We start from the raw sequence: 23130 nt of genomic DNA, 5'->3' as shown, positions 1-23130 counted from the left end.
TAGATATTATAGTTTATATAGAATTATCGTTTATCCTCATAAGTATACCCTGGATAATCAGATTTTTTAAAGAGAAAAATACTGTTATCATGAATATTTGGATGAAAATGGCTAATATGTATAGTCGCCCAAATAAATGCCACTTTAACCTTGACCGACATCGGGTAAAGAGTCTTTTTATCAAGCAACACTTTGGCATGCTTTATAGAACTAGAAGCTCCTTTTTTAAGGTTGAGTGAGATTAAAAGCCCCCCCTTAGCATTAGCAATGCTATAATCGTAATCATGCTCATTAAAAGTAAACTTACTAGCATATTTACTTTTTTTATTAGCATTATATATCTCTATGACTTTGCGCTTAAGATCTACCTTATAATAGTTTACACCATCTCGATAACCTACATATTTGGGCTCTATATATTTTTGCATTTTACCTTTCGTCCAAATCGTGCCATTAGCCTTATAGAGACCTGCAATATTCAACTTATAAGACAACGAGCAACCTTGCGGATTTGTAAACTGATGATACGTCTGAAAAAAGAGTTTTTTAGCCTGACGCTCATTAGGAGTTTCCTGGCAAAAACTAGTTAACGTAAAACACAAAAATAATAGAGACAGAACTGTTCTATCCCAAAAGGTTATTTTCAATCGATTCATGAATGCAAAATTACGAATAATTGTCGAATAACCAAAAATCAATAAACAAAATTAAATTCACAAAGATGAAGTAATAACAATAAAAGCGCGATAGTAAGGGTTTTAAATATGGATTATCATGTATTTTAGCTCTTAAAATGTTATTTTTTACTAAAAATTTATTTATTATATATTAATGTATAATTTAAATAAATATCTTTGTACGTTTTTCATAATGAAAAGAAGGTTAGACGTTTGAATTTAGGTAAAAAAGATAGATTTAGGAGGTAATTTTAGTTTGGTATGAGGCAATTAAAGATACAAAAAAGCATTACTAATCGTTCAAGTGAAAGTCTGGATAAATATCTCGGCGAAATTAGTCGTGCACCAATGATTAGTATTGAAGAAGAAATCGATTTAGCACAACAGATTAAACGTGGTGGTCGCGAAGGTGAACGTGCAAAATCAAAATTGGTTACAGCAAATTTGCGATTTGTAGTATCTGTAGCTAAACAGTATCAGCATCAAGGACTTACACTTACTGACCTAATCGATGAAGGTAATATTGGCTTGATTAAAGCTGCAGAAAAATTTGATGAAACACGAGGATTCAAATTTATTTCTTACGCAGTATGGTGGATTCGCCAAGCTATCTTACAAGCTATTGCCGAGCAGAGCCGCATTGTTCGTCTTCCACTTAATCAGGTTGGTTCTTTAAGCAAGGTTAATCAAGAAATTAATAAGTTTGAGCAAAAGTATCAGCGAGTACCAACTATTCAAGAGTTATCACAGCGCACTGATATCGATGAAGAAAAGATAGCACAAAGCATGATGGCTAGTGGCAAACATGTAAGTATTGATGCTCCTTTCCAGGAAGGTGAAGATAACTCCATGGTGGATATTATGGCCAGTGGCGAAGACAGTCGTACAGACAAAGAAGTTGACCATGAGAGTATGTCATATGATTTAAATCAGGTACTCGAAACAGTGCTCAATGAGCGTGAGATTACTATTATTCGCGATTGTTTTGGTATTGGCTGCCCTGAAAAAGGACTTGAAGAAATTGGTGATTTGCTTGGTCTCACTCGTGAACGTGTAAGACAGATTCGTGAAAAGAGCATTACTAAATTGCGTGAATCAGGCAAGATTGGTGTATTGATGAAATATTTAGGTTAAACAATATAATTAATAGTCAAGATTGAAAAAGTAATACGCAATATTTAGCTTGTTAAAAGATATAAATTTGAAAATCCGTGGTTTTCGTTTGGAGTCCACGGATTTTTTTTATAACTTTGACTTCGTTATGAACACGAAGAAGTATCTATACATCCTTATCTTTTTACTGTTTGGCATTTTATCTGCCATAGCAGAAGATCGTGATGACTCTGATATAAAGATACTTCGTCGTATATGGAGTTATCGCTCCTCAATAGACACCTCGCTCATCAAAGCAGATACTACCTATAGTTACAATCGATTCTATATTCGTACCCAGCGTCGAAATATACTTCTCTTAGCCATTCCATCAATGTACGAAGTGGCTCACGGCAAACGTCGTGAATTCATGTTTGAGAACTATAATCGTGTTATCTTTAACGATCTTGATAACTACAAGCAGCAGACGCAAGTCTTTCTAAATACCATTCCGCACCGTCGACACACAATGTCTACGTTGAGCCAGTACATGACTCCAAAGATTTATGACGTCTATATGTTTGCCAATGAGCGTCTACTTTCGCCTTTTAATCGTGGTAACCGTCAGTATTATCGTTATTATGTAGGGCATATGGTTGGCAATGTTATAGATATTGAGTTCCGGCCAAAGACGCATAATACGCAATTAGTCTCGGGCCATTGCATTGTACATCCAGAAACAGGAAGAGTTGAATTTGTAGAGTTTGATGCAGAATTTGATATGATCAATTTTCATCTTTCACTCACGATGTCTTCTGAAGATATGAAAAGTATTCTCCCAACCCAATGTCGACTTAATGGCAGTTTTAAACTCTTGGGAAATCGTGTATCGTGTTCGCTTTATACTTCTTACGGACTAAAGAAGACATTACCAGACAGTATCAATAATGTGGAATCTACAGAATTAATGAACATAGTTCGTCCTTTTCCTCTTACTCACGCACAGACTATTGTTTACGACAAATATTACAGCCGAGAATTAGCCAAAATGTGGAAAAAAAAACATGGCAATTCTGCTTATATCGCCCCTACTCCAATAGCATCCACAAATTATACAGACACCACTTATATTGATACCATAAAGTTCAAAACCACTCATCCCAGTACTCATTTTTCGGATTCTTCTTATGTCAGCCATCCTAAATCACCATTGATGGTAGTAGGTGCTTCTGGGACAATCCACGAATCTGTCGATACAGTAGTGACGACAACCATTGTGAAGACAACTACCCCATTTTATCATGTCGTCGATGATGTTGCCGACCATCTATGGAATCGTATCAGAGGGCATTTTGGCAGTAAGAAACAGGGTGAAATACGACTTAATCCACTTTTTAATCCACTTTATTTCGGCTACAATTCTCGTCGGGGATTAACCTATAAGTTTAAGGCACGAGGCACTTATAGATTTTCTGAAAATTCAGATATCAGCCTTGAACTAAAAGCCGGTTATAGCTTTAAACAACAATTAATCTATTATTCTATCCCTGCAACGATATTCTTTAACCATCGCAAGAACGCTTATATTCGTCTGCAACTAGCCAATGGTAACCGTATCAACAATTCACTTGTCGTAGATGCTTTAAAACAGGAAAAAAGAGATTCTATTAATTGGGATAAGATGAATCTTGATTATTTCAAGGATTTCTATTGGCGTACATATTTCAATTATGACTTTTCTACCCGACTAGGTATGCAGTTGGGAGTTATCTGCCACAAACGTTCAGCTGTCGATAAATCTGGCTATAATGCCCTAGGACAATCTGGCCGATTCAAGTCCGTTGCCCCTAATGCTAAACTCATCTATCGCCCAACTGGTTATAGTGGTCCTGCCATAGCTCTCTGTTATGAGCGAGGTATTAAAGGACTAATCGGTGCAAATCTTGAATACGAGCGTTTTGAAAGCGATATACAATATGTTTATCGCATGGCTGGACGTAAATCATGGAGTTTTCGTACAGGTGGTGGATTTTACACCGACCGCAGTAAAGAGTGGTATTTCCTCGACTATGAGAATTTCTATGATGAAAATATCATCGGTGGATGGAACGATAAGTGGACTGGCAGTTTCGAGTTGCTTAATTCTCACTGGTATAATTCTTCCAAATATTATATTCGTGCAAATGCTGCCTATGAATCGCCATTACTGTTCTTGTACTGGGTACCAATATTGGGCCATTACGTAGAGCGTGAGTCGCTCTATGCTAGTCTGCTTCATGTTAGTAAATTAAAAGCTTACGGTGAAATCGGTTATTCTTTCAAAACACGCGTAATGACTCTTGCAGCTTTCATGGCTTTTGCTAATAAGCACGTCGATGGATTGGGGGTTAAGTTTGCTTTCGAACTTTTCAGAAGTTGGTAATGCTCATACTATAGCTTCATAATTTATAATGCAAGATCAGCATATACGATTTAGGCATAACCTAATATTACCTGATAAAAGAAATAAAAGATATACAAAATATACAATGATAAATCATCCTAAACCATTAACGGTATACAAAGCATCAGCAGGTTCGGGAAAAACATTTACCTTGACCAAGGAATACATCAAATTGGTTATCAAGGATCCTACTTGTTATCGCAATATTCTTGCTGTTACCTTTACTAATAAGGCCACAGAAGAGATGAAAATGCGAATTTTAAGCACTCTCTATGGCATTTGGAAACAACTTCCCGATTCAGTCGACTATTTGAAGCAAATTACGAACGAAATCGATGTTTCGCCCGAACTCGCTTCAGCACAAGCAGGCAAAGCACTTTCGTTATTGGTTCATAATTATAATTACTTTCGTGTAGAAACCATCGATACATTCTTTCAGAGTGTATTACGTAATTTGGCTCGTGAGCTTGATTTAACAGCAAATCTGCGTATTGAGCTCAATGATTATCAAGTAGAAGATATGGCTGTCGACGAACTCATCGAGAATCTAAACACGACTTCTCGACTTCTACTTTGGATTATGGAGTATATACGCGAAAATATCAATGATGACAAAAGTTGGAATGTTATCGGCAAAATTAAGAGTTTTGGTATCCAGATTTTCAAAGAGTACTATAAGCAGCATAGCAAACAGCTCAACGCTACCTTGTCAGAACCTAACTTCTTCAAGACTTTTACAGACAGTATGAAGGATGTTATTAATAATGCTGATGATAAAGTAAAAATGATAGTGTCGACTTTTGAGGATATACTGCAAGCGTACCACCTCGACATAACCGATTTTTCATACGGAGCTTCGGGTGTTTGTAGTTATTTTGTAAAACTTAAAAAAGGGATTTACGATGAAAGTTTGCTCACATCACGCGTGCTTAAAGGTATGGAAGACCCAAAGGCTTGGGTCAAAAAGTCTGGTCAAAATCGAGATTTAGCGCAAACAGCTGTCAATGAAGAATTATTCCAACTTCTCAAATTTGCGGAAGAAAAACGTCCTACCATCTGGCGAATGGCACAGAGTGCAAAACTCACCATGCGACATATCAATCAGCTGCGTTTGCTCAATAGCATCGAAGATAAAGTACGTGAGATGAATCAAGAAGCTAATCGGTTCTTGCTGAGTGATACGCAGACATTACTCCATTCACTTATTCAGAATAGTGACTCACCATTTATCTTTGAGAAAATTGGTACTCAATTAGAACATATCATGATTGATGAATTCCAAGATACCTCTACTATCCAATGGCAAAACTTTAAGGTGTTATTAGAGGAAACTATGAGTCATGGTAAGGAAAACCTGATTGTAGGTGATGTAAAGCAAAGTATTTATCGATGGCGAGATGGCGACTGGCGACTACTTAATGAAATACAAAACCAATTTGATAACAATGAACAGCAGTTGCAGATACAGCCACTGATGTACAATTACCGTTCTAATCGTAACATTGTCGAATTTAACAATCTGTTCTTCAGAGTAGCAGCCGATTACGAATATAATCAGCTCAAAAATGAAAATCCATTGGAGGCTGAACAGATGAAGTTAGCCTATGCCGATGTAGAACAGCGGGTACCTGAGGGAAAACCTGCAGCAGGAAAAGTAGAGATGCATTTACTTGCAGACGAAGACTGGTCTGTCCGTACTCTAGAACTTACTGCACAGACTATCAATAATTTACACGACCAGGGTGTTCCATACAACAAGATAGCAATACTAACGCGAACTAATGGTAATATTCAAAGTATTGCCGATGAATTCATGAAAAATTATCCATCAATTCCATTGGTCAGCGATGAAGCCTTTCGTTTAGATGCGTCTATGGCTGTCAATGTCATTATGGATGCCTTACATTTGCTTACTCACCCCAACGATATTCTTACTCGTGCTAATCTGGTGAAATCATATCGTAAGATTGTCGATGCAGAAGGCGTTACCGACACGCAATTATTCGTCATTCCATCGATAGATGATCGACAAGAACGAGAAAATGCTCTTATTGCACACATGAATCAATTTCTGCCATCAGAATTTGTGGAAACTAGCGATGAATTGGTTAGAATGCCGCTATTTGATCTTGTAGAGCGCTTGTTCGCACTCTTTGCCCTCCATAAACTGAGCGATCAAAGCGCCTATATCTGCGCCTTCTACGACACCCTTAATCACTTCATTACAGATTACACTACAGATATCGATGCTTTCGTAACTGAATGGGATAATAGACTGCATATCAAGACGATACAGAGTGATGAAATCAATGGCGTTCGCATACTTTCTATCCATAAAAGTAAAGGTTTGGAATTTGATCATGTTATTATCCCGTACTGCGACTGGCGTTTAGAGAAAGTAGGTACTAACATCTGGTGCGAACCTCAAGAAGAACCGTTTAATAGACTACCGTTGGTGCCTGTAGATTTCAGCAAAAAAGAGATGATGGGAACTATCTATGAACACGACTATCTGCACGAACACCTCCAAAATGTGGTTGACAATATGAATTTGCTTTATGTAGCCTTCACACGTGCTTCGCGTAATCTCTTTATTATCGGCCGACAAGGAAATGAGAGTATGCGTTCTGCGGTTATTCAAGAGGCTATGTATGATGACTGCTGGACACATGCCAAAGTGCCAGTCTTTATCGAAGGCTTACCTGATAAGTCTATTGATAAGAAGAAAGTGAAGAAGACTGATTCTGCAGAAGAACCAATTGATATTCTCTTTGAATATGGAGAACTCGATATCGCATCTGAAGAAAAACAGGAGAAACAATCTGACAACGTATTCAAGCAGCATATTGAGCCTGAATCACTTCAGATAACTAACTATGTAAATAAGGTTGAATTTAAACAAAGTAATAAAAGTCGCGATTTCATCGGGGGTGAAGACGATGACGAATTCATCCGTCAGCGTAATTATATTCAAATGGGTAATGTGCTTCATAATCTATTTAGTACTATACATACTGCCGATGATATAGAATCAGCTCTGCAACAACTCGAACTCGATGGTGTAATCTACGATAAAAATATCACTAAAGAAAAAATAGAAAAGATGTTGCGTAAGCGATTGGAAACTAAAGAAGTATCCGATTGGTTCTCCCCTCGTTGGACGCTTTTTAATGAGTGCTCTATCCTCTATGTAGAAGACGAGAAGGATGAAGAAGGTAACATAACGAGTAAAGTACAGGAACGGCGACCTGACCGTGTAATGACAGATGGTAAAGAAATGATTGTGGTCGACTTCAAATTTGGCCGTTACAAAGAGGAATACGATAAGCAAGTACGCGAGTACATGTCGCTACTTCAAAGCATGGGATATCCCCAAGTTAAAGGCTACCTCTGGTTTGTCTATAAGAATGAAATTAAGGAGGTTACCTTATAATATCTATAAATACATCATAGCAAAATGAAAACATTTTTACAATATATAGCGCAAGATATTATCTCGAAATATGGCACTAATCTCTCCAGAATAGCTGTTGTATTCCCTAATAAGCGTGCAAGTCTGTTTCTCAATGAAGAACTTGCACGGTTGGCTGATAAGCCACTTTGGAGTCCTTCTTACATTACTATTAGTGATTTGTTTCGCCGTCATAGCAAACTACAGGCAGGAGATCCGATAAAACTCATTTGCGATCTTCACAAAGTATTCTGCAGCTGTACTGGTAGTAGTGAATCTCTCGATGAATTTTATGGTTGGGGGCAGTTGCTAATCGCTGATTTTGATGATATCGACAAAAATATGGCCGATGCAGATAAGGTATTCGCCAATCTGAAGGATATTCATGAACTAGATGACGTTACATATCTTACTGACGAACAGAAAGAAATGCTGCAGAAATTTTTCAGTAACTTCTCCGAGGAACATAATACCAAGCTGAAGGAACGTTTTCTTAGTCTGTGGAGCCACTTCGACGATATCTATCATCAGTTTAATACACGACTTATAGAACAGGGTATTGCTTATGAGGGTGCACTTTACCGTAAGGTTGTAGAAGATGACGATATTGAATTTAATTTCGACACTTATCTTTTCGTCGGCTTCAACATGATGCAGAAAGTAGAGTTGAGTTTATGTGATCGCTTGCAGAAACAAGGAAAAGCAAAATTTTATTGGGATTACGATGATTATTATATGCAAACAGAGGCTGGCACTTACATTCGCCAATATCTCGCCCATTATCCAAATGAACTCGATAATACAAACAGCAATATCTATCATAATTTTGCCAGACCCAAACAGGTTACATATATCAGTGCTGCCACAGAGAATATTCAGGCACGCTATGTAAGCGAATGGCTCAAGGCGAATAATCGTATAGAAGCAGGACGTCGAACTGCTGTCGTTATGGCCGACGAAGCATTGCTCAATACTGTTATTCACAGCTTACCTGAAGAAGTAACCAAAGTAAATGTTACAACAGGGTATCCTCTGGCACAAACTCCAGTAAGTTCGTTTGTCGAAACTCTTATCCAGTTGCAGACCATAGGTCATCCGAAGGATACAGACCGATTCCGCCTACACCAGGTTAATGCTATCTTGCGTCATCCATACGCTCGTTATATTAGCGATAACTGCAAAGAGGTATACGACAACATTAATATTGTATCAAAGCGCTACTATCCTAGTATGAAAGATCTTGCCGGAGAAGACGAAAATCTAGCTTTACTCTTCAGCGACCTTTCTGCTGAGACTCAGTATCTGCACACAAAACGACTTGTTACCTGGCTTTGCGATGTGTTACAGTGTACCGGTCATCATGCCAAGGACGATAAAGATGCACTCTTCCAGGAATCACTTTTCCGCATGTACACCTTACTCAACCGTCTAGCAGGATTGATGGATACTGGAGATCTCGAAATAGATATCCAAACCTTTACCCGATTGCTTACACAGCTTATACAAAGTACGACCATCCCATTCCATGGAGAGCCTGCAGTAGGTATACAGGTTATGGGCGTACTCGAAACGCGAAATCTTGATTTCGATCATGTACTTATTTTATCATGCAACGAAGGCAATCTTCCTAAAGGTGTAAACGATTCATCATTCATACCATATTCCATTCGAAAGGCTTATGGACTTACTACAGTTGATAATAAAGTAGCCATATATGCCTACTATTTTCACAGTTTACTCCAGCGAGCAGGAGATGTAACACTCATATATAATAACTCTACCGAAGATGGTCATACTGGCGAAATGAGCCGCTTTATGCTACAAATGTTGGTAGAGAGTCCCTTCCAGATAAAGCAGAAAAGTTTGCGAGCAGGACAGATTCCGATCTCTACCCATCGTGAGGCTATACCTAAAGATGAAATTGTACTTAACAAGTTACAGCAAATCAATACGTTATCCCCATCAGCCATTAATCAGTACCTATTTTGTCAGCTTCGCTTCTACTATCGCTATATAGCAGGTATAAGTGAGCCTGATGAAAACGATGAAGATCAAATAGATAACCGTATTTTTGGTAACATTTTCCACCATGCATCCGAACTATTCTATAACCAGTTTGGTAAAGGTGTCGTTATACAACAAGGCGATATTGATGAATATCTCAAACGCCCAGAGTTATTAGGCAAACTTGTAGATGAGGCGTTCAGAGAGGATCTCTTTAACATCAAGGATCCGCATGGTTATCTGCCAGAGTACAATGGCTTACAGATTATCAATAGAGAAGTAATACTCAATTATCTACTACAGTTATTGCGGCTCGACCGCGAACTAGCACCATTCACCATACTTGATACAGAAATAGGTGTCTATATGGATACTCAGATAAAGATTTCTACTGGTCAGCGTAGTTTGCGAATAGGCGGACTTATTGACCGTCTCGACAGTATCAATACGATGCCTGAAGGCGAGCGTATCAGAGTTGTTGATTATAAGACAGGTGTTTTGCCATCGCGCAAAGTATCATCCATAGAAGACATTTTCGGCACTGAGTTTATACATCAGATGCACTCTGATTACTATCTTCAAAGTTTCCTCTATTCGTATATAATACGCCATAACCAGAAATACAATGCTGACAATCTGCCAGTAAGTCCCGCTCTTTTATTCATTCAGCATACTGGTGGTAAAGACTATGATCCGACCCTTATGATAGGCAAGGAAAAAGTGATAGATATTGATACTTATGCCGATGAATATAGTAAGAAATTACACGAAGTACTTTCTGATATCTTTGAACCTGTCCTCAGTTTTGAGCCGACAGAACATAAAGACCGTTGCACCCTCTGTCCATATAATAAGTTATGTGGTAAATAAAAGGACTTAAGTTTATCCTAAGCCCTAGAGCAAAAGTACTACAGTATAATATATCTACTTGAATATCAATATGTTATATGTTTTTATATTTTCGATTTGAAAAGGCTTGGCATAAGTATGGTTTTTATGAGTTAAAAACATAGTGTTTAGGTAGTAAAAACATAGTGTTAGTTAGCTATAATCTATGTGTTTACCCTTCATCGACTATGTTTTTTTAATATTTTATTTAACAATCTGCCCTTTTTGGGCTATAAAAATTAGCAGCAGTTCAACGATTATCATTGCGGCAGAATTCTGTGCATTGGTACTATTTACCCAGCTGCAGTCCTTGGGGCTGAGAATCCCCGAGGACTGCAGCACATGTTATCATTTTCCTTTCATTACTTTCTTTTTCAGTTTCTTAAGCTCACTAAGTGCTGCTTCACCAGCCTCAACCCCTCGCTGAATCATCATGTCGATTTTACCAGGTACAAAACTAGTCGCTTCAAAGCCCTTCAAGTCTGGATTGATATATATATCACAGTTAGCGCGGTTCTCATTATATTTAACGATATCTGGACGTGCTCTAAGCCATTGATATACTCGCCCTGTTAGAGTCTTACGAGCCTTAATTTCCCTCTTTACGCGCTCATGTTTATTTTGAGTAAGATCAATAGCAATGATTACATCTGCACCCATCGCCCTACATACATCTACGGGTAGATTATTAAGAACTCCACCATCTACCAAAGTCGAATCACCCATCTTCACGGGTTTAAAAGCTCCAGGAATAGCCATCGACGCACGCATAGCCGTAGACAGTTTGCCACTACTGATTACTACTTCTGACATTGTTTTCATATCGACAGCTACGCATCTGAACGGGATAGGCAACGCATCAAAGTTGATAGAATCGTGCAGATTTGTTATAGAGTCGATTAGTTCTACCACCTTATCACCACGAGAAGCACCAAAGCCTCTATCACCAACTTCGTCCTTATTTTTCTTACCCACAGGATACCCAAAGAAATAGGTTATTCCGCCCACCTTCTTTAAGGGCTTGCTTTTATAATCCATCTCACGATCATAGAGAAGTGATTTCCATTGCTGTGAACGGAAGAGCTTCTCGATGTCAGTTGCATGATAACCACAAGCATAGAGCCCACCCACAATAGACCCGATACTAGTACCTGAAATGAAATCGATAGGAATACCACTCTTCTCAATAGCCTGAAGTACCCCCGTATGAGCAGCACCTTTAGCTCCACCTCCACCTAAAACGAGACCAACTTTAAGGCGGCGCTTATACGCATTCAAGGGAGTGCTTGCTACAGCAGAAGATATTACAGATTGCAATAACAGAACGGCGGCTAAATAGTAAATGATTTTTTTCATTGATTTGTGCTGGTAAAAAGCATAATAAAAAGTAGTAAATTCTATTAACTTACAACTTTTCCTTCGTATTTTTTATATTGATAGATCCACTAATCTATCAATCATTATGATATAATCCGTCTTAATCAAAGAGTTTTTTCCAGATCCACAATACAGCTACAGCACCAACCACACAAAATACGAAATTGGTAAAGTAGCCTTTGCCAAACAAATCGATATTCAGTAAATGACTGATAAAAGTACCAGCATAACTACCTATGATGCCTACAAAAAGATTCATACAACATCCTTTGCCTTCACCGCTCATAATTCGGTTGGCAATGTAGCCAATAAAGATACCTGTTAGTATTGGCCACGCAATAAAATCAATGATGTGATCTAACATATTCTGAATTCTTTTCTTGCAAATATAAGTAAATTTCCTATATGTTATTCTTTTTTATATAAGAAAATGCACACTCAAGTGTTTTTATCTCTTGATTACTTTGGTAAATCAGCGTTTTTTGTAACTTTGCACCTGTTTGATTAAAACATAAGCTATGACAGGGACTGATTGGAAAAGCGCATTAGCTGCACTGGGTGGAGCTAGCGATAACGAGAAAGAGGACACTTCTATTAATAATAATGGTATTAATGTAGATACGGAAAAAAAAGATAAGAAAGACGTTAATCGAAAAAAACGAGTTGGCGTGGTCTACTCTACTAATCCTGATTTCGGCTATGCTGAAGAAGAGAAGGAAAAAACAGATACTCTACCAAATAATCAACAAAAACTGCGCCTGAACATGGAACGTACAGGCAGAGGGGGAAAAACAGTGACGCTGATAAAGGGATTTGTAGGATCTGATGACGACATTCTCGCTCTTTGTAAACTACTGAAACAAAAATGTGGTGTTGGCGGAAGTGTAAAAGATGGAGAAATTATAATTCAGGGAGATCATCGTACGCGACTGATACAACTACTGAAGAATGAAGGTTATACACAAGCTAAATAACTTAACTTACGAAATTCACTTTTTACAATCATATACATTCAATAATGAAATCATTGTTTTTACGACTTAAGGCATGGCTACAAGGACTATCTTTCCGCACAGGAGCAATCATTCTTCTGATGGCCATTCCCTTTTATATTTTATCGTTTGCTCAAACGCTAATTCCTTCTGAATATCTGTCTGTTAAGGATAAAGGCATTCTCTTTACTGTATTTTTCGGTTTAGCTAAAACATGCCAATACGGTGGTCTTACCATTCTAGGCACAGAAGGATACAAAAAGGTAAAAAGCTGGTTAACACACTAAAAAGCACGACACAAGATTATTATACCGACTATAGACTTAGGACTGATACTATTTTTTGATATTCCACTACTATTTTTTCAAGAATATAAATTCGTAGGCCTAATCACTTTGTATTTTCAATTATTATACTTATATTTGTTGAAATAATATAACTAATACTATTAGTCCTAAATCTATATGGAAAATAAACGTTATGGTCATTTCGATGATGACAATCGTGAATATGTAATCACAGACCCCAAAACTCCTTGGCCATGGATTAACTATCTTGGCAACGATGATTTTTTCTCACTAATATCTAATACAGCTGGTGGCTACTCTTTTTATAAAGATGCTAAGTTCCGTCGCATTACACGCTATCGCTATAACGATGTACCGATGGATAATAACGGGCGCTACTTCTACATTAAGGATGGCGATACTATATGGAATCCTGGCTGGAAACCATGCAAGACTCCTCTCGACAGTTATGAGTGTCGACATGGCATGAACTATACTCGCATTATAGGTAGCAAGAATGGAATAGAGGCTAACGTTCTCTTCTTTGTACCTTTACACACCTGGGCTGAGGTACAAAAGATGACCATAACTAACAAGAATAATACGACGAAGAGCCTAAAACTCTTCTCGTTTGAGGAGTGGTGTCTTTGGAATGCTTCTACAGATATGGAAAATTTCCAGCGTAACTTCTCTACTGGAGAAGTGGAAATCGAGGGAAGTACAATCTATCATAAGACGGAATATCGAGAACGAAGAAACCATTTTGCTTTTTATCATGTCAACGTTCCTATTCAGGGCTTTGATACCGATCGCGAGAGTTTTGTAGGGCTATACAATGAATACGCAGAACCTCAAGCGGTTATAGATGGAAAACCTACCAATAGCTATGCCCATGGCTGGAGTCCTATCGCTAGTCATTATATCGAGATTACCTTACAACCTGGCGAAAGTCAGGATCTCATTTTCATCCTTGGCTATGTAGAAAACGAGCAGGATAAAAAATGGGCTGGATATCAGACTATTAATAAGGAAAAAGCACACGAATTGATAGCATTGTATGATACAACAGAAAAGGTGGATACAGCCTTTGCTGATCTTAAACGCTACTGGGATAAACTACTCAATATCTATCGTGTTGAGTCGGGCAATGAGAAACTTGATCGTATGGTTAATATTTGGAATCAGTATCAGTGTATGATCACCTTCTGTATGAGCCGATCTGCCTCGTTCTTTGAGAGTGGTATCGGGCGCGGTATGGGTTTCCGAGATTCTAATCAAGATCTTGTTGGCTTCGTACATCAGATACCTGAGCGTGCCCGTCAACGTATCATCGACATCGCCAGTACCCAGTTTCCAGATGGTGGATGTTATCATCAGTATCAGCCGCTCACCAAGCGAGGCAATAATGATATCGGTGGCGGATTCAACGACGACCCGTGTTGGCTCATCTTTGGTACCGTAGCTTATATTAAGGAGACTGGTGATTTCAGTATACTCGACGAGCAAGTACCTTTTGATAATACACCTGGCACAGAGGTAAGTCTTTTTGAGCACCTACGCATATCACTCCATCATGTTATCAATCATCTTGGACCTCACAAGCTACCACTTATCGGCCGTGCTGATTGGAATGACTGTCTTAATCTCAACTGTTTCTCATATGATCCTAATGAAAGTTTCCAAACTACAGAAAATAAAAATGAAGGTAGTCAAGCAGAAAGTGTGATGATAGCTGGACTCTTTGTGGTTACTGGTCGCGATTATGTGGAACTTTGCAAGGCGATAGGTAAAAGCGATGAAGCTGAGCGTATGCAGATAGCTGTAGACAAGATGGTGCAAGCCATAAAAAAATATGGATGGGATGGCGAATGGTTCCTTCGTGCCTACGATTTTTATGGCAATAAGATAGGTAGTAATGAGAATGAAGAAGGTAAAATATTTATCGAGAGTCAGGGCTGGTGTACGATGGCTGGAATTGGAATTGAAGATGGACTTTGCGATAAGGCTTTAGACGCTGTAAAAGAGTACATGGAGTGCGAACATGGTATAGTACTCAATCATCCTGCCTTTACTACTTATCATGTAGAAATGGGCGAAATATCTTCTTATCCAGAAGGCTACAAAGAGAATGCTGGTATTTTCTGTCACAACAATCCATGGATCATTATTGGTGAAACCGTAAATGGACGTGGCGATGATGCCTGGAGTCATTACACCAAGATATTACCATCTTACGTAGAAGAAAAATATCAGACTCTACATAAAGTAGAACCATATGTTAACTGCCAGATGGTTGCCGGAAAAGATGCATTTCGTCCAGGCGAAGGTAAAAATTCATGGCTTACTGGTACAGCTGCATGGATGTGGTATACTATTAGTCAATTTATATTAGGTATTAAACCCGACTATAACGGTTTACTTATCGATCCTTGTCTCCCTAAAACAGCTAAAGAATATACCGTATACCGTAAGTTCCGCGAAGCAGAATATACCATTCACATCAGTAATATGAATGGCAATAACAAGGGGGTTAAGCAGATTTCTGTAGATGGAAAGGCGATAAAAGGTAATCTAGTGCCTTATGCAGCAGGCAAACATACCATAGAAGTGTACATGTAATAATATGAATTCCCAAGATAAGGAATACTAAACCCTATCTTGGGAATTCGTTTACCAACCGAAAGCTTTGGCACCATTCATCCATTTATGCTGAGCACGCAACACTTGCTCGATAATATCCCTGCCAATACCCTCTCCACCATTCTTATTACTCACATAATGAGCTATAGACTTAATGTCGGCACAAGCATCAGCCGGACAACAGGCACATCCACACCGGCTCATTATCTCATAGTCGGGAACATCATCGCCAACATAAATAATCTCTTCATCCTTCAAATCATTCTTTTCGAGAAATTCATTGTAGGTTTTAATTTTCACGGCACAGCCCATATAGATATCTTCTACACCTAAACGAGAATAACGTAATCTGATAGCTTCTGTTTTCCCACCTGTAAGAATAGCTATACGCAACCCCATCTTTACAGCCAACTGAATGGCATAACCATCTTGAATATTGACCGTTCTGAGAGGTTCTCCATCTGCCGATAACGTAATCGTCTGCCGAGAAAGTACACCATCAACATCAAAGATAATAGCTTTAATTTGGGATAAATCATAATTTATCATATCATTCACCCTTTCTTCTTAATTCCGTACGATGTATACTAACGCTCATGCGATCGTATAAGTCTTTCATAAGTGGATTATCCTTGAGAAGTAGCGATTGTGATCTGATTACATTCTCATCATAACGCAGGGCGGGACCTGTTTGGGCGTCAGCTGGAGACAGATGATGTACTTTTTGTGCAGTCTCGTCAATCAATGGTAGCATGACGTCAAACGGGATACCATGGGCTTGCAACACTTCAGACGAAAGTTCATAACAATGATTTACAAAATTACAAGCAAATACAGCACCAAGATGTAGATATTTACGATCTTCAGACGACAGTTGATAGCATCGATCTGAAAATGTATGTACAAATTCTTCAAGTAGCTGAAGTGTATAATCATCATTACCCTCGATAAAGCACGGTATCACAGAGAAATCTACTTCTTTCTGTTTCGAAAATGATTGCATAGGATAAAGTACACCATAGTGAAGCGCCATACCTTGAAACAAATTCATTGGCATACTACCAGCAGTATGTACAAACACCTTGTTTTCACGCCCAGCACATACCTTAGGAATCAATTCTGCCAGTACACTGTCTTTTACAGACAATATATAGAGGTCTGCATCAGCCCTTACCGACGTAATATCAGTAGTAGGCGCTCCACCCGCCAATGTAGCTAAAGCTTGAGCCGATTCCATGGTTCTGCTATATACCTGAATAATATCATGACCTGCCTGCAATAAAGCTTTGGCAAGATTTGTTGCGAGATTTCCCGCACCGATAAAAATAACTTTCATAAATTAATATTTCATTCTTTGTACCACAAAGATAATAATTCTTCATCATAAATATGAGTGCACTTCACTTATTTTTTGTATTTTTGCATTATGAAAGGTGTAACCATTAAAATATTTACAAAAGCTAAAGATTTGCCCCATTTATCCAGCCGCAAATTTTTTCATAGCAAAGAACTCTTCGATATCACAGCGCAGAGTCCAGGCTGTTCACCTTACATGTTCGTCGCTTATAATGAGCAAAGCGAAATCATTGCCCATCTGTTAGCCACCCTTCGCCATAGAGGTTCATTACTTCCACCTTATATATATACCCATGTACGTGTATATGGTAAGGGGGAATATGCAGCGGGAGTTAATCAGGAAGAATTATTCGATCTATTTGTTAAGGCTATAAATCGTAAGTTCAGATGGCATCTATGTTTTTACATGGAATTTTCGGATATTCACCCTAAAATGTTTGGTTATGGTGTGTTCCGTCGCAATGGCTATTTTCCGATACCATGGCAAGAAGTACACAATTCACTCCACAGTCATACACCAGAAGAGCGGCTTACCAACAAGCAGATAAAGCGTATTAGGCGCCTGGAGCAAGTGGGCGTATCGACTTACGAAGCAAAAACCCCGGAGGACCTGGACAATTTCTATCAGATGCTCAAAAGTTTTAGCGCTACACGACTTCGCCGATATATACCACCTAAGGAGCAGTTTTTACAACTTCGAAAAAACGAGAATGCTCGCATCTTGATTACAAAAATACACGATAAGATTATCGGCGGATGTGCGCTTGTATTTAGCGAGAACAATGCCTTTTTATGGTATCTAGCTTCCAAGAAAAGGCGTTTCTTACTTTATCATCCTAACTTTATGACAGTATGGGGCGCTATCAAGTATGCGCAAGCTAGTAAATGTGATCATATCTATTTTATGGATGTGGGGTTACCATTCCGCAAAAATCATTTTCGCAGTTTTATCCTTAGTTTTGGAGGTAAACCTGTAGCTAAATACCGCTGGTTTAAGTTTTGGTGGGCATGGCTCAACCGACTATTCTCGTGGCTTTATCGCGAATAACTGTCTTAAACAGCATAAAAATAGGGCGTACCCTACGAGAAAAGGTACGCCCTATACTTATTATTATGTATGATAGCAACTACACTTTAGTAATTACACCTCGTCACCCGCATATAAGAATGGCATCATCGGTGTAGAATACTCAAAGAATTCATCATCCTTAAAGAATCTCTTCAATTCTATCTTCGCATTTTCTACACTATCGCTAGCATGCACAATATTTTCTTGACCAGAGATTGAGAAGTCGCCACGAATAGTACCAGTTGCTGCCTTACGACCATTGGTGGCACCCGTGATAGAGCGAACTACTTCAACAGCATCAAGTCCTTCGAATGCACATACGATAACCGGACTTGCCATCATAGCATCTTTTAACATCTGGAAGAAAGGTTTGCCTGCAAGATGAGCATAGTGCTCACTAAGTTGCTCGTCTGTGAGCTGAGCCATTTTCAAACCAATCAAATGCAAGCCTTTACGTTCGAATCTTGTTAACACTTCACCTATCAATCCACGCATTACACATGAAGGCTTCAAGATAACCAATGTTTTTTCCATTATGAATATAATTTATTAAGGATTATTGTAATCTGCTGACAAAGATACAAATATTTAAATTAATCTCCAAATAATAATTGTTTAATCATTGTTTCCAACTTTCATCAGCATGATACCAATAAATATCCAGATAATCTCTCGCACACGGCAGATGATACTGACAAAGATACCCAAGGCCGCTGATAACCCCATGGTGGCTATCGAAATAACAAAGCCTCCCTCTTGCACGCCCAACTGCATTGGAAGAAAGCCTATTAGATTAGCCAACAATGTGGTAAACGATAGTATCAAGATGGAATGCATAAAGGTAAGAAATAGTCCACTAAAACCTCCACCACAATCAATGCCGAAAAGGAGTAACATAAACATGATCTCTAGGCTTTGCACGATACGTGATAGATATTCCAGTGACAAACTGCTATAGAAGGCTTTCTTTTCCTGAGCATGCAAGGCTGCTATCTGATGATCTATATGCTGTAGAGTATCAGCATGGTTAGCTTGGAATCGCAAACTCCAATTTTTTAAGCCAGGAATCTTACCGATTAATCTAATTAATTTTACGACTAAACCGTTACGATAACCCTTACTGAAGAAATAAAAAGCAATACTACAAAATACAGCAATAATGGCCAGTACAGTTGCTGTAGGTACATTCATCGGCATATCACCAATAACGACCAGCCCAAGATAAAAGAAAATAGAGGTAAACCAGAGCCAGAAATGAGCAAAAATATGCATCATCGCGTACAGAATAACGGATGAGGTTGCATGTTCTTTGCTCATATTGCGCGTTAACTCTACGATGCGATAAGGCTCACCGCCAAGACCACCAACTGGTGTAGCATAGTTAAGCGCATATCCAGTAATGGTCAGTTTGAAAACTCTTAAGAAACTAACATGTTCATCATCACTCTTATTACCCTGAATAATACAATACCATGCCCATGCATTAATGCCGTAGATGACAACCCAAATACCAATAATTGGAATAAGCCAATAACCGGCTCTTTTGAGATGCCCCCATAGCTCCACGAAACTTACATCAAAGGTAAAGAGCATAATGACTACTGCTGCTATACCGAGGATAAAAAAGAGATTATTGAGCCCTTGTTTTGTTAACTTCATAACTGATGGCTTTACAAGTTCTGAGCTATCTTCTTACAGAAAGCCTCATGACGATGATTAATATAATAGGTAAGCAAAGACATACCGATAATCTCAAACAGGAAGTTGGCTACAGGGATATCAAGTAGACAGAAGATAAAGAACATTCCTGAGCGGAAATTAAAGGTAAGCAACCCATTCCACTTCATGATAGCCAATGAGTTACGATGAATTTCTTCACGCACTTCTGCAGGTATCTTATCTACCGATCCATACTTATCCTTAAGCTTACCCATCAGCTTCTGAAACTCAGGAGTAGCCTTCTCTTGCTTCTGCGTGTAGCCCACATATGATTTTAGGAAATACTTCCAAATAAGGTTGCCCTTCCACGGAGTCTCGTCATAGAGCTTTTGCTGCTGTGCAGAATTATCAAGCTCACTACCCTTTTCACCCTTTAAGAAGAAAAGATGTATCTGAATATAGTAGTCAGCCAATCTCTGCTGACCACCCATACCAAGAAATCCAGAAATAAGAGCGAGCACGAATACTACTCCCGTTGCGATATAGGTATTATCCATCGTATTATCGATATCCAACCACGAAAACTCTATTTCATGATAGTTATAGAATCGATATACCAAACCAAGATAAATAGGCACAAACCATACGAATCCCGCAGCCCCATCCAGGATACGTCCCATTTGACTCTTCTTGCCTGTCATACGAGCCAGCTGACCATCGGTACAATCGTATATATCAGCCCAAATAAGTAGGAAAATGGCGATAAGATTATACACCAAACCCTCCATACCTTCATAATAATAACATCCATGTGCATAAAAATAGGTACTAGCCGCACCAATGATCATCGACATGATCGTTACCATATTCGGGTGAACACCCAACTTCGCAAAACCTACAGCACAATAATAACTAAGAGGTCGTACAAAATGATAATCAAGCCAGTCTTCAGTCTCAGAAGACTTTAGTGTTGATTGTACTTTTTCGTTCATTTTTTATCAATTTTTTGTTTTGTAAGGCAAAATTACGGATATTAGCTGAAAGATACCCCTTATAATTGTTAATATTTGTTTATTGTAACTAACTATCCAAGCGAAAAACAAGATATCTTTTCACAAAATGGTCTATTTTTCATCAATAATAGTCATTTTTCCCCGTCTATACTAATAATTTACACCTCACCAAGCAGTTTTAGCATAAAAATAACCCTTCATTTAATATATTTTTAGTAATTTTGCCGTGCTTGTACGAGAAGATAAGCCTGTAATATGTGCATACTAATAATCGACAAGTAACCATCGGGCCATATAAGCCAAAACATGAGTGATAACAAAAATATAAGATATAAATATGAATTTTCTTGATAGAAACGAATTTAATTTCAAACCTTCTCAGAAGGTAATCGATGCTATTAAGAGTTTTGACCCTGAGACTCTTTGTTTTTACACCCGTATTTACGACGAAGGTAAGAAAAGTGTAGTATCAGTACGGTTGAGTGAAATCTATGGTGTACCAGAAGAGCAGGTACTACTAGGTTATGGTGGTGAAGATATACTGAAAAACACCGTACACTACTACTTGTCTAAGGGCGACAACAATACCATTATGATACCACAATTCTCATGGTGGTATTATAACCGTATCGCTGGCGAATGCGGCGGAACTTTCGAGATGTACCCACTCTATGAGACAGGTGACACCTTTGCATATGATGTCGATGAAGTTATCGCATACGCTAACCGCATCCACCCACGCATGGTTTTGTTAGCTTCTCCTAACAACCCTACAGGTAACTCTCTCACATCAGAAGAAATCGGTCGCATTGCCGATAATGTACCTTCAGACACCATGATCTTGGTAGACGAAGCATACGCCTCTTTCATCACTTCTGATGTAGACTATATTGCTCCACTGGTTAACAAACACCACAATCTTATCATTTCGCGTACATTATCTAAGTTTTACGGTCTTCCTGGGCTTCGCATGGGCTTCGGATTCATCGGTAAAGGCAATGAAGACTTCTTAAACTATGCCAATAAGTACTTAGGCTATAACCGCTTTAGCGAGGCTGTAGCTTTAGCTGCTCTCGAGAGTGACGAGCACTATCGTAGTGTTGCTAATGATATGGAATGGGATCGACAACTCTTCAAGAGTGAACTCGGCAATCTTCCAGGTTTTAAGGTATATAAGAGTGTAGCCAACTTTATTCTTGTGAAATACCCTGTTGCTATTAAGGAGAAATTACAAGAAGAACTGAAGGCTCAAAACTACAAGATAAAATTCATGACTGATAAAGGTCTCGAAGACTGCCTTCGTATTACTCTTGGTCGTCGCGAACAGATTCAGGTAGTGGTAGACACCATTAAACGTATTGCTACTGCTCTATAAGATGTACAACAATAGCAGAATAAAGTCATAACACGATCGATATGAAAGCAGTAATATTAGCAGCTGGCACAGCATCGCGTCTACGCCCACTTACAGAGCACACCCCAAAGTGTCTGCTCCAAATTGGTGAGCGGTGCCTATTGCAACGAAGCATGGATGCCCTTATCCAGAATGGCATCGATCAATTTGTCATCGTAACCGGCTATCTCCATGAGATGATCGAGAACTTTGTAGCTCAGCAGTATGGCGACAGCATCAGTGTGAAGTATATTCACAACGAAGTATACAGCAGCACCAATAATATCTACTCACTATGGCTGGCTCGCCCAGAAGCTGAAAATCAGGATTTTCTCTTACTCGATAGCGATTTGCTCTACGATGCCAATATCGTGAAAGAAGTACTTGCCTGCGATGCCGACAATGTACTCACCCTTATCAAGCACGAATTGGGAGAAGAAGAGATGAAGGTAGTCATCGACGAGAAAGGTGTAATCCGAGAGATTAGTAAGACCTGTAACGTAGCCGATGCTGCAGGTGAAAGTCTTGGTATAGAGAAAATCGGTAAAGCCTACTCTACAGCCCTTTACCACGAACTTGAAGTCATGATGAATCAGGAACATCTTGAAAACAAATTCTACGAATTAGCTTTTGAACGACTTATTCCACAAGGTCATAGCTATCGTGTAATCGATGTAACCCGCTATTTTTCATGCGAATTAGACACTGTAGAAGACTTTAATAATGCCAAAGACAAAATACCGGCAGAATTATACTAATCATCATTAGAGTCTATATCTTGGGGTTCGG

18 protein-coding genes are annotated in these 23130 nt (G+C 38.7%); 10 read left to right on the top strand and 8 right to left on the bottom strand.

Annotation, left to right across the window (positions count from 1 at the left end; all coding sequences use genetic code 11):
• Window positions 1–23: 23 nt before the first annotated feature.
• Complete coding sequence (locus L6471_RS08975; RefSeq protein ID WP_027453479.1) at window positions 24–656, bottom strand: hypothetical protein; 633 nt, start codon at window positions 654–656, stop codon at window positions 24–26.
• Window positions 657–938: 282 nt separating this feature from the next.
• On the opposite strand from L6471_RS08975, the gene L6471_RS08970 reads away from it, so the two are divergent.
• From L6471_RS08970 to L6471_RS08955, 4 genes are all read left to right on the top strand, one after another.
• The gene (locus tag L6471_RS08970) at window positions 939–1811 is read left to right on the top strand and encodes a sigma-70 family RNA polymerase sigma factor (protein WP_006281357.1); all 873 of its coding nucleotides are present in this window, start codon (window positions 939–941) and stop codon (window positions 1809–1811) included.
• 127 nt (window positions 1812–1938) lie between these two features.
• The gene (locus L6471_RS08965; RefSeq protein WP_237797725.1) at window positions 1939–4191 is read left to right on the top strand and encodes a DUF5686 family protein; all 2253 of its coding nucleotides are present in this window, start codon (window positions 1939–1941) and stop codon (window positions 4189–4191) included.
• Between the two features lie 106 nt (window positions 4192–4297).
• Window positions 4298–7645 carry a UvrD-helicase domain-containing protein gene (locus tag L6471_RS08960; RefSeq protein WP_237797724.1) on the top strand — a complete coding sequence of 1116 codons (3348 nt, stop codon included), beginning with the start codon at window positions 4298–4300 and terminating at the stop codon, window positions 7643–7645.
• Between the two features lie 24 nt (window positions 7646–7669).
• Window positions 7670–10537 carry a PD-(D/E)XK nuclease family protein gene (locus L6471_RS08955; protein ID WP_237797723.1) on the top strand — a complete coding sequence of 956 codons (2868 nt, stop codon included), beginning with the start codon at window positions 7670–7672 and terminating at the stop codon, window positions 10535–10537.
• Between the two features lie 366 nt (window positions 10538–10903).
• Here the strand turns inward: L6471_RS08955 and L6471_RS08950 are convergent, their stop codons facing one another.
• A complete protein-coding gene (locus tag L6471_RS08950) occupies window positions 10904–11911 on the bottom strand; it encodes a patatin-like phospholipase family protein (protein WP_094448938.1) in 1008 nt (335 codons plus the stop codon).
• A gap of 121 nt (window positions 11912–12032) precedes the next feature.
• Window positions 12033–12296, bottom strand: coding sequence for a GlsB/YeaQ/YmgE family stress response membrane protein (locus L6471_RS08945; protein ID WP_237797722.1), 264 nt, complete (start codon window positions 12294–12296; stop codon window positions 12033–12035).
• A 244-nt stretch (window positions 12297–12540) separates the two neighbouring features.
• Here L6471_RS08945 and L6471_RS08940 point away from each other — a divergent pair, with 244 nt between their 5' ends.
• The 3 genes from L6471_RS08940 (at window position 12541) to L6471_RS08930 (ending at window position 15830) form a co-directional block, all read left to right on the top strand.
• The gene (locus tag L6471_RS08940) at window positions 12541–12906 is read left to right on the top strand and encodes a translation initiation factor (protein ID WP_074549322.1); all 366 of its coding nucleotides are present in this window, start codon (window positions 12541–12543) and stop codon (window positions 12904–12906) included.
• Window positions 12907–12950: 44 nt separating this feature from the next.
• Window positions 12951–13211 carry a hypothetical protein gene (locus tag L6471_RS08935; RefSeq protein WP_074613687.1) on the top strand — a complete coding sequence of 87 codons (261 nt, stop codon included), beginning with the start codon at window positions 12951–12953 and terminating at the stop codon, window positions 13209–13211.
• A gap of 177 nt (window positions 13212–13388) precedes the next feature.
• A complete protein-coding gene (locus L6471_RS08930) occupies window positions 13389–15830 on the top strand; it encodes a GH36-type glycosyl hydrolase domain-containing protein (protein WP_237797721.1) in 2442 nt (813 codons plus the stop codon).
• A 51-nt stretch (window positions 15831–15881) separates the two neighbouring features.
• On the opposite strand, the gene L6471_RS08925 is transcribed toward L6471_RS08930, so the two are convergent.
• Together L6471_RS08925 and L6471_RS08920 are read right to left on the bottom strand one after the other, a co-directional pair.
• Complete coding sequence (locus tag L6471_RS08925; RefSeq protein WP_006281367.1) at window positions 15882–16400, bottom strand: KdsC family phosphatase; 519 nt, start codon at window positions 16398–16400, stop codon at window positions 15882–15884.
• A 1-nt stretch (window position 16401) separates the two neighbouring features.
• Complete coding sequence (locus L6471_RS08920) at window positions 16402–17187, bottom strand: Rossmann-like and DUF2520 domain-containing protein (protein WP_074549218.1); 786 nt, start codon at window positions 17185–17187, stop codon at window positions 16402–16404.
• Window positions 17188–17277: 90 nt separating this feature from the next.
• Here L6471_RS08920 and L6471_RS08915 point away from each other — a divergent pair, with 90 nt between their 5' ends.
• Window positions 17278–18255, top strand: a complete 978-nt coding sequence (locus L6471_RS08915) for a GNAT family N-acetyltransferase (protein ID WP_006281369.1) — start codon at window positions 17278–17280, stop codon at window positions 18253–18255.
• Between the two features lie 93 nt (window positions 18256–18348).
• Here the strand turns inward: L6471_RS08915 and ndk are convergent, their stop codons facing one another.
• The 3 genes from ndk to L6471_RS08900 form a co-directional block, all read right to left on the bottom strand.
• On the bottom strand, window positions 18349–18813 hold the full coding sequence (gene ndk / locus L6471_RS08910) for a nucleoside-diphosphate kinase (protein ID WP_237797734.1): 465 nt from the start codon (window positions 18811–18813) through the stop codon (window positions 18349–18351).
• A gap of 78 nt (window positions 18814–18891) precedes the next feature.
• The gene (locus L6471_RS08905; RefSeq protein ID WP_094448940.1) at window positions 18892–19935 is read right to left on the bottom strand and encodes a lysylphosphatidylglycerol synthase transmembrane domain-containing protein; all 1044 of its coding nucleotides are present in this window, start codon (window positions 19933–19935) and stop codon (window positions 18892–18894) included.
• 11 nt (window positions 19936–19946) lie between these two features.
• Window positions 19947–20927, bottom strand: a complete 981-nt coding sequence (locus tag L6471_RS08900; protein ID WP_237797720.1) for a CDP-alcohol phosphatidyltransferase family protein — start codon at window positions 20925–20927, stop codon at window positions 19947–19949.
• A gap of 358 nt (window positions 20928–21285) precedes the next feature.
• On the opposite strand from L6471_RS08900, the gene L6471_RS08895 reads away from it, so the two are divergent.
• Together L6471_RS08895 and L6471_RS08890 are read left to right on the top strand one after the other, a co-directional pair.
• Window positions 21286–22323 (top strand): pyridoxal phosphate-dependent aminotransferase, encoded by a 1038-nt coding sequence (locus L6471_RS08895; RefSeq protein ID WP_074549222.1) that lies wholly within the window; start codon window positions 21286–21288, stop codon window positions 22321–22323.
• Between the two features lie 41 nt (window positions 22324–22364).
• Window positions 22365–23099, top strand: coding sequence for a phosphocholine cytidylyltransferase family protein (locus L6471_RS08890; RefSeq protein ID WP_027453492.1), 735 nt, complete (start codon window positions 22365–22367; stop codon window positions 23097–23099).
• Window positions 23100–23130: the final 31 nt, after the last annotated feature.

This window comes from Segatella bryantii (genome assembly GCF_022024215.1).
GTDB lineage: Bacteria > Bacteroidota > Bacteroidia > Bacteroidales > Bacteroidaceae > Prevotella > Prevotella bryantii.
This window is presented reverse-complemented; position numbering and strand designations above follow the sequence as displayed.

What these genes read in the sequence shown, in the direction of transcription:
- L6471_RS08975 (WP_027453479.1), bottom strand. Translation starts at nt 656, where the DNA reads ATGAATCGATTGAAAATAACCTTTTGGGATAGAACAGTTCTGTCTCTA.
- L6471_RS08970 (WP_006281357.1), top strand. Translation starts at nt 939, where the DNA reads ATGAGGCAATTAAAGATACAAAAAAGCATTACTAATCGTTCAAGTGAA.
- L6471_RS08965 (WP_237797725.1), top strand. Translation starts at nt 1,939, where the DNA reads ATGAACACGAAGAAGTATCTATACATCCTTATCTTTTTACTGTTTGGC.
- L6471_RS08960 (WP_237797724.1), top strand. Translation starts at nt 4,298, where the DNA reads ATGATAAATCATCCTAAACCATTAACGGTATACAAAGCATCAGCAGGT.
- L6471_RS08955 (WP_237797723.1), top strand. Translation starts at nt 7,670, where the DNA reads ATGAAAACATTTTTACAATATATAGCGCAAGATATTATCTCGAAATAT.
- L6471_RS08950 (WP_094448938.1), bottom strand. Translation starts at nt 11,911, where the DNA reads ATGAAAAAAATCATTTACTATTTAGCCGCCGTTCTGTTATTGCAATCT.
- L6471_RS08945 (WP_237797722.1), bottom strand. Translation starts at nt 12,296, where the DNA reads ATGTTAGATCACATCATTGATTTTATTGCGTGGCCAATACTAACAGGT.
- L6471_RS08935 (WP_074613687.1), top strand. Translation starts at nt 12,951, where the DNA reads ATGAAATCATTGTTTTTACGACTTAAGGCATGGCTACAAGGACTATCT.
- L6471_RS08930 (WP_237797721.1), top strand. Translation starts at nt 13,389, where the DNA reads ATGGAAAATAAACGTTATGGTCATTTCGATGATGACAATCGTGAATAT.
- L6471_RS08925 (WP_006281367.1), bottom strand. Translation starts at nt 16,400, where the DNA reads ATGATAAATTATGATTTATCCCAAATTAAAGCTATTATCTTTGATGTT.
- L6471_RS08920 (WP_074549218.1), bottom strand. Translation starts at nt 17,187, where the DNA reads ATGAAAGTTATTTTTATCGGTGCGGGAAATCTCGCAACAAATCTTGCC.
- L6471_RS08915 (WP_006281369.1), top strand. Translation starts at nt 17,278, where the DNA reads ATGAAAGGTGTAACCATTAAAATATTTACAAAAGCTAAAGATTTGCCC.
- L6471_RS08905 (WP_094448940.1), bottom strand. Translation starts at nt 19,935, where the DNA reads ATGAAGTTAACAAAACAAGGGCTCAATAATCTCTTTTTTATCCTCGGT.
- L6471_RS08900 (WP_237797720.1), bottom strand. Translation starts at nt 20,927, where the DNA reads ATGAACGAAAAAGTACAATCAACACTAAAGTCTTCTGAGACTGAAGAC.
- L6471_RS08895 (WP_074549222.1), top strand. Translation starts at nt 21,286, where the DNA reads ATGAATTTTCTTGATAGAAACGAATTTAATTTCAAACCTTCTCAGAAG.
- L6471_RS08890 (WP_027453492.1), top strand. Translation starts at nt 22,365, where the DNA reads ATGAAAGCAGTAATATTAGCAGCTGGCACAGCATCGCGTCTACGCCCA.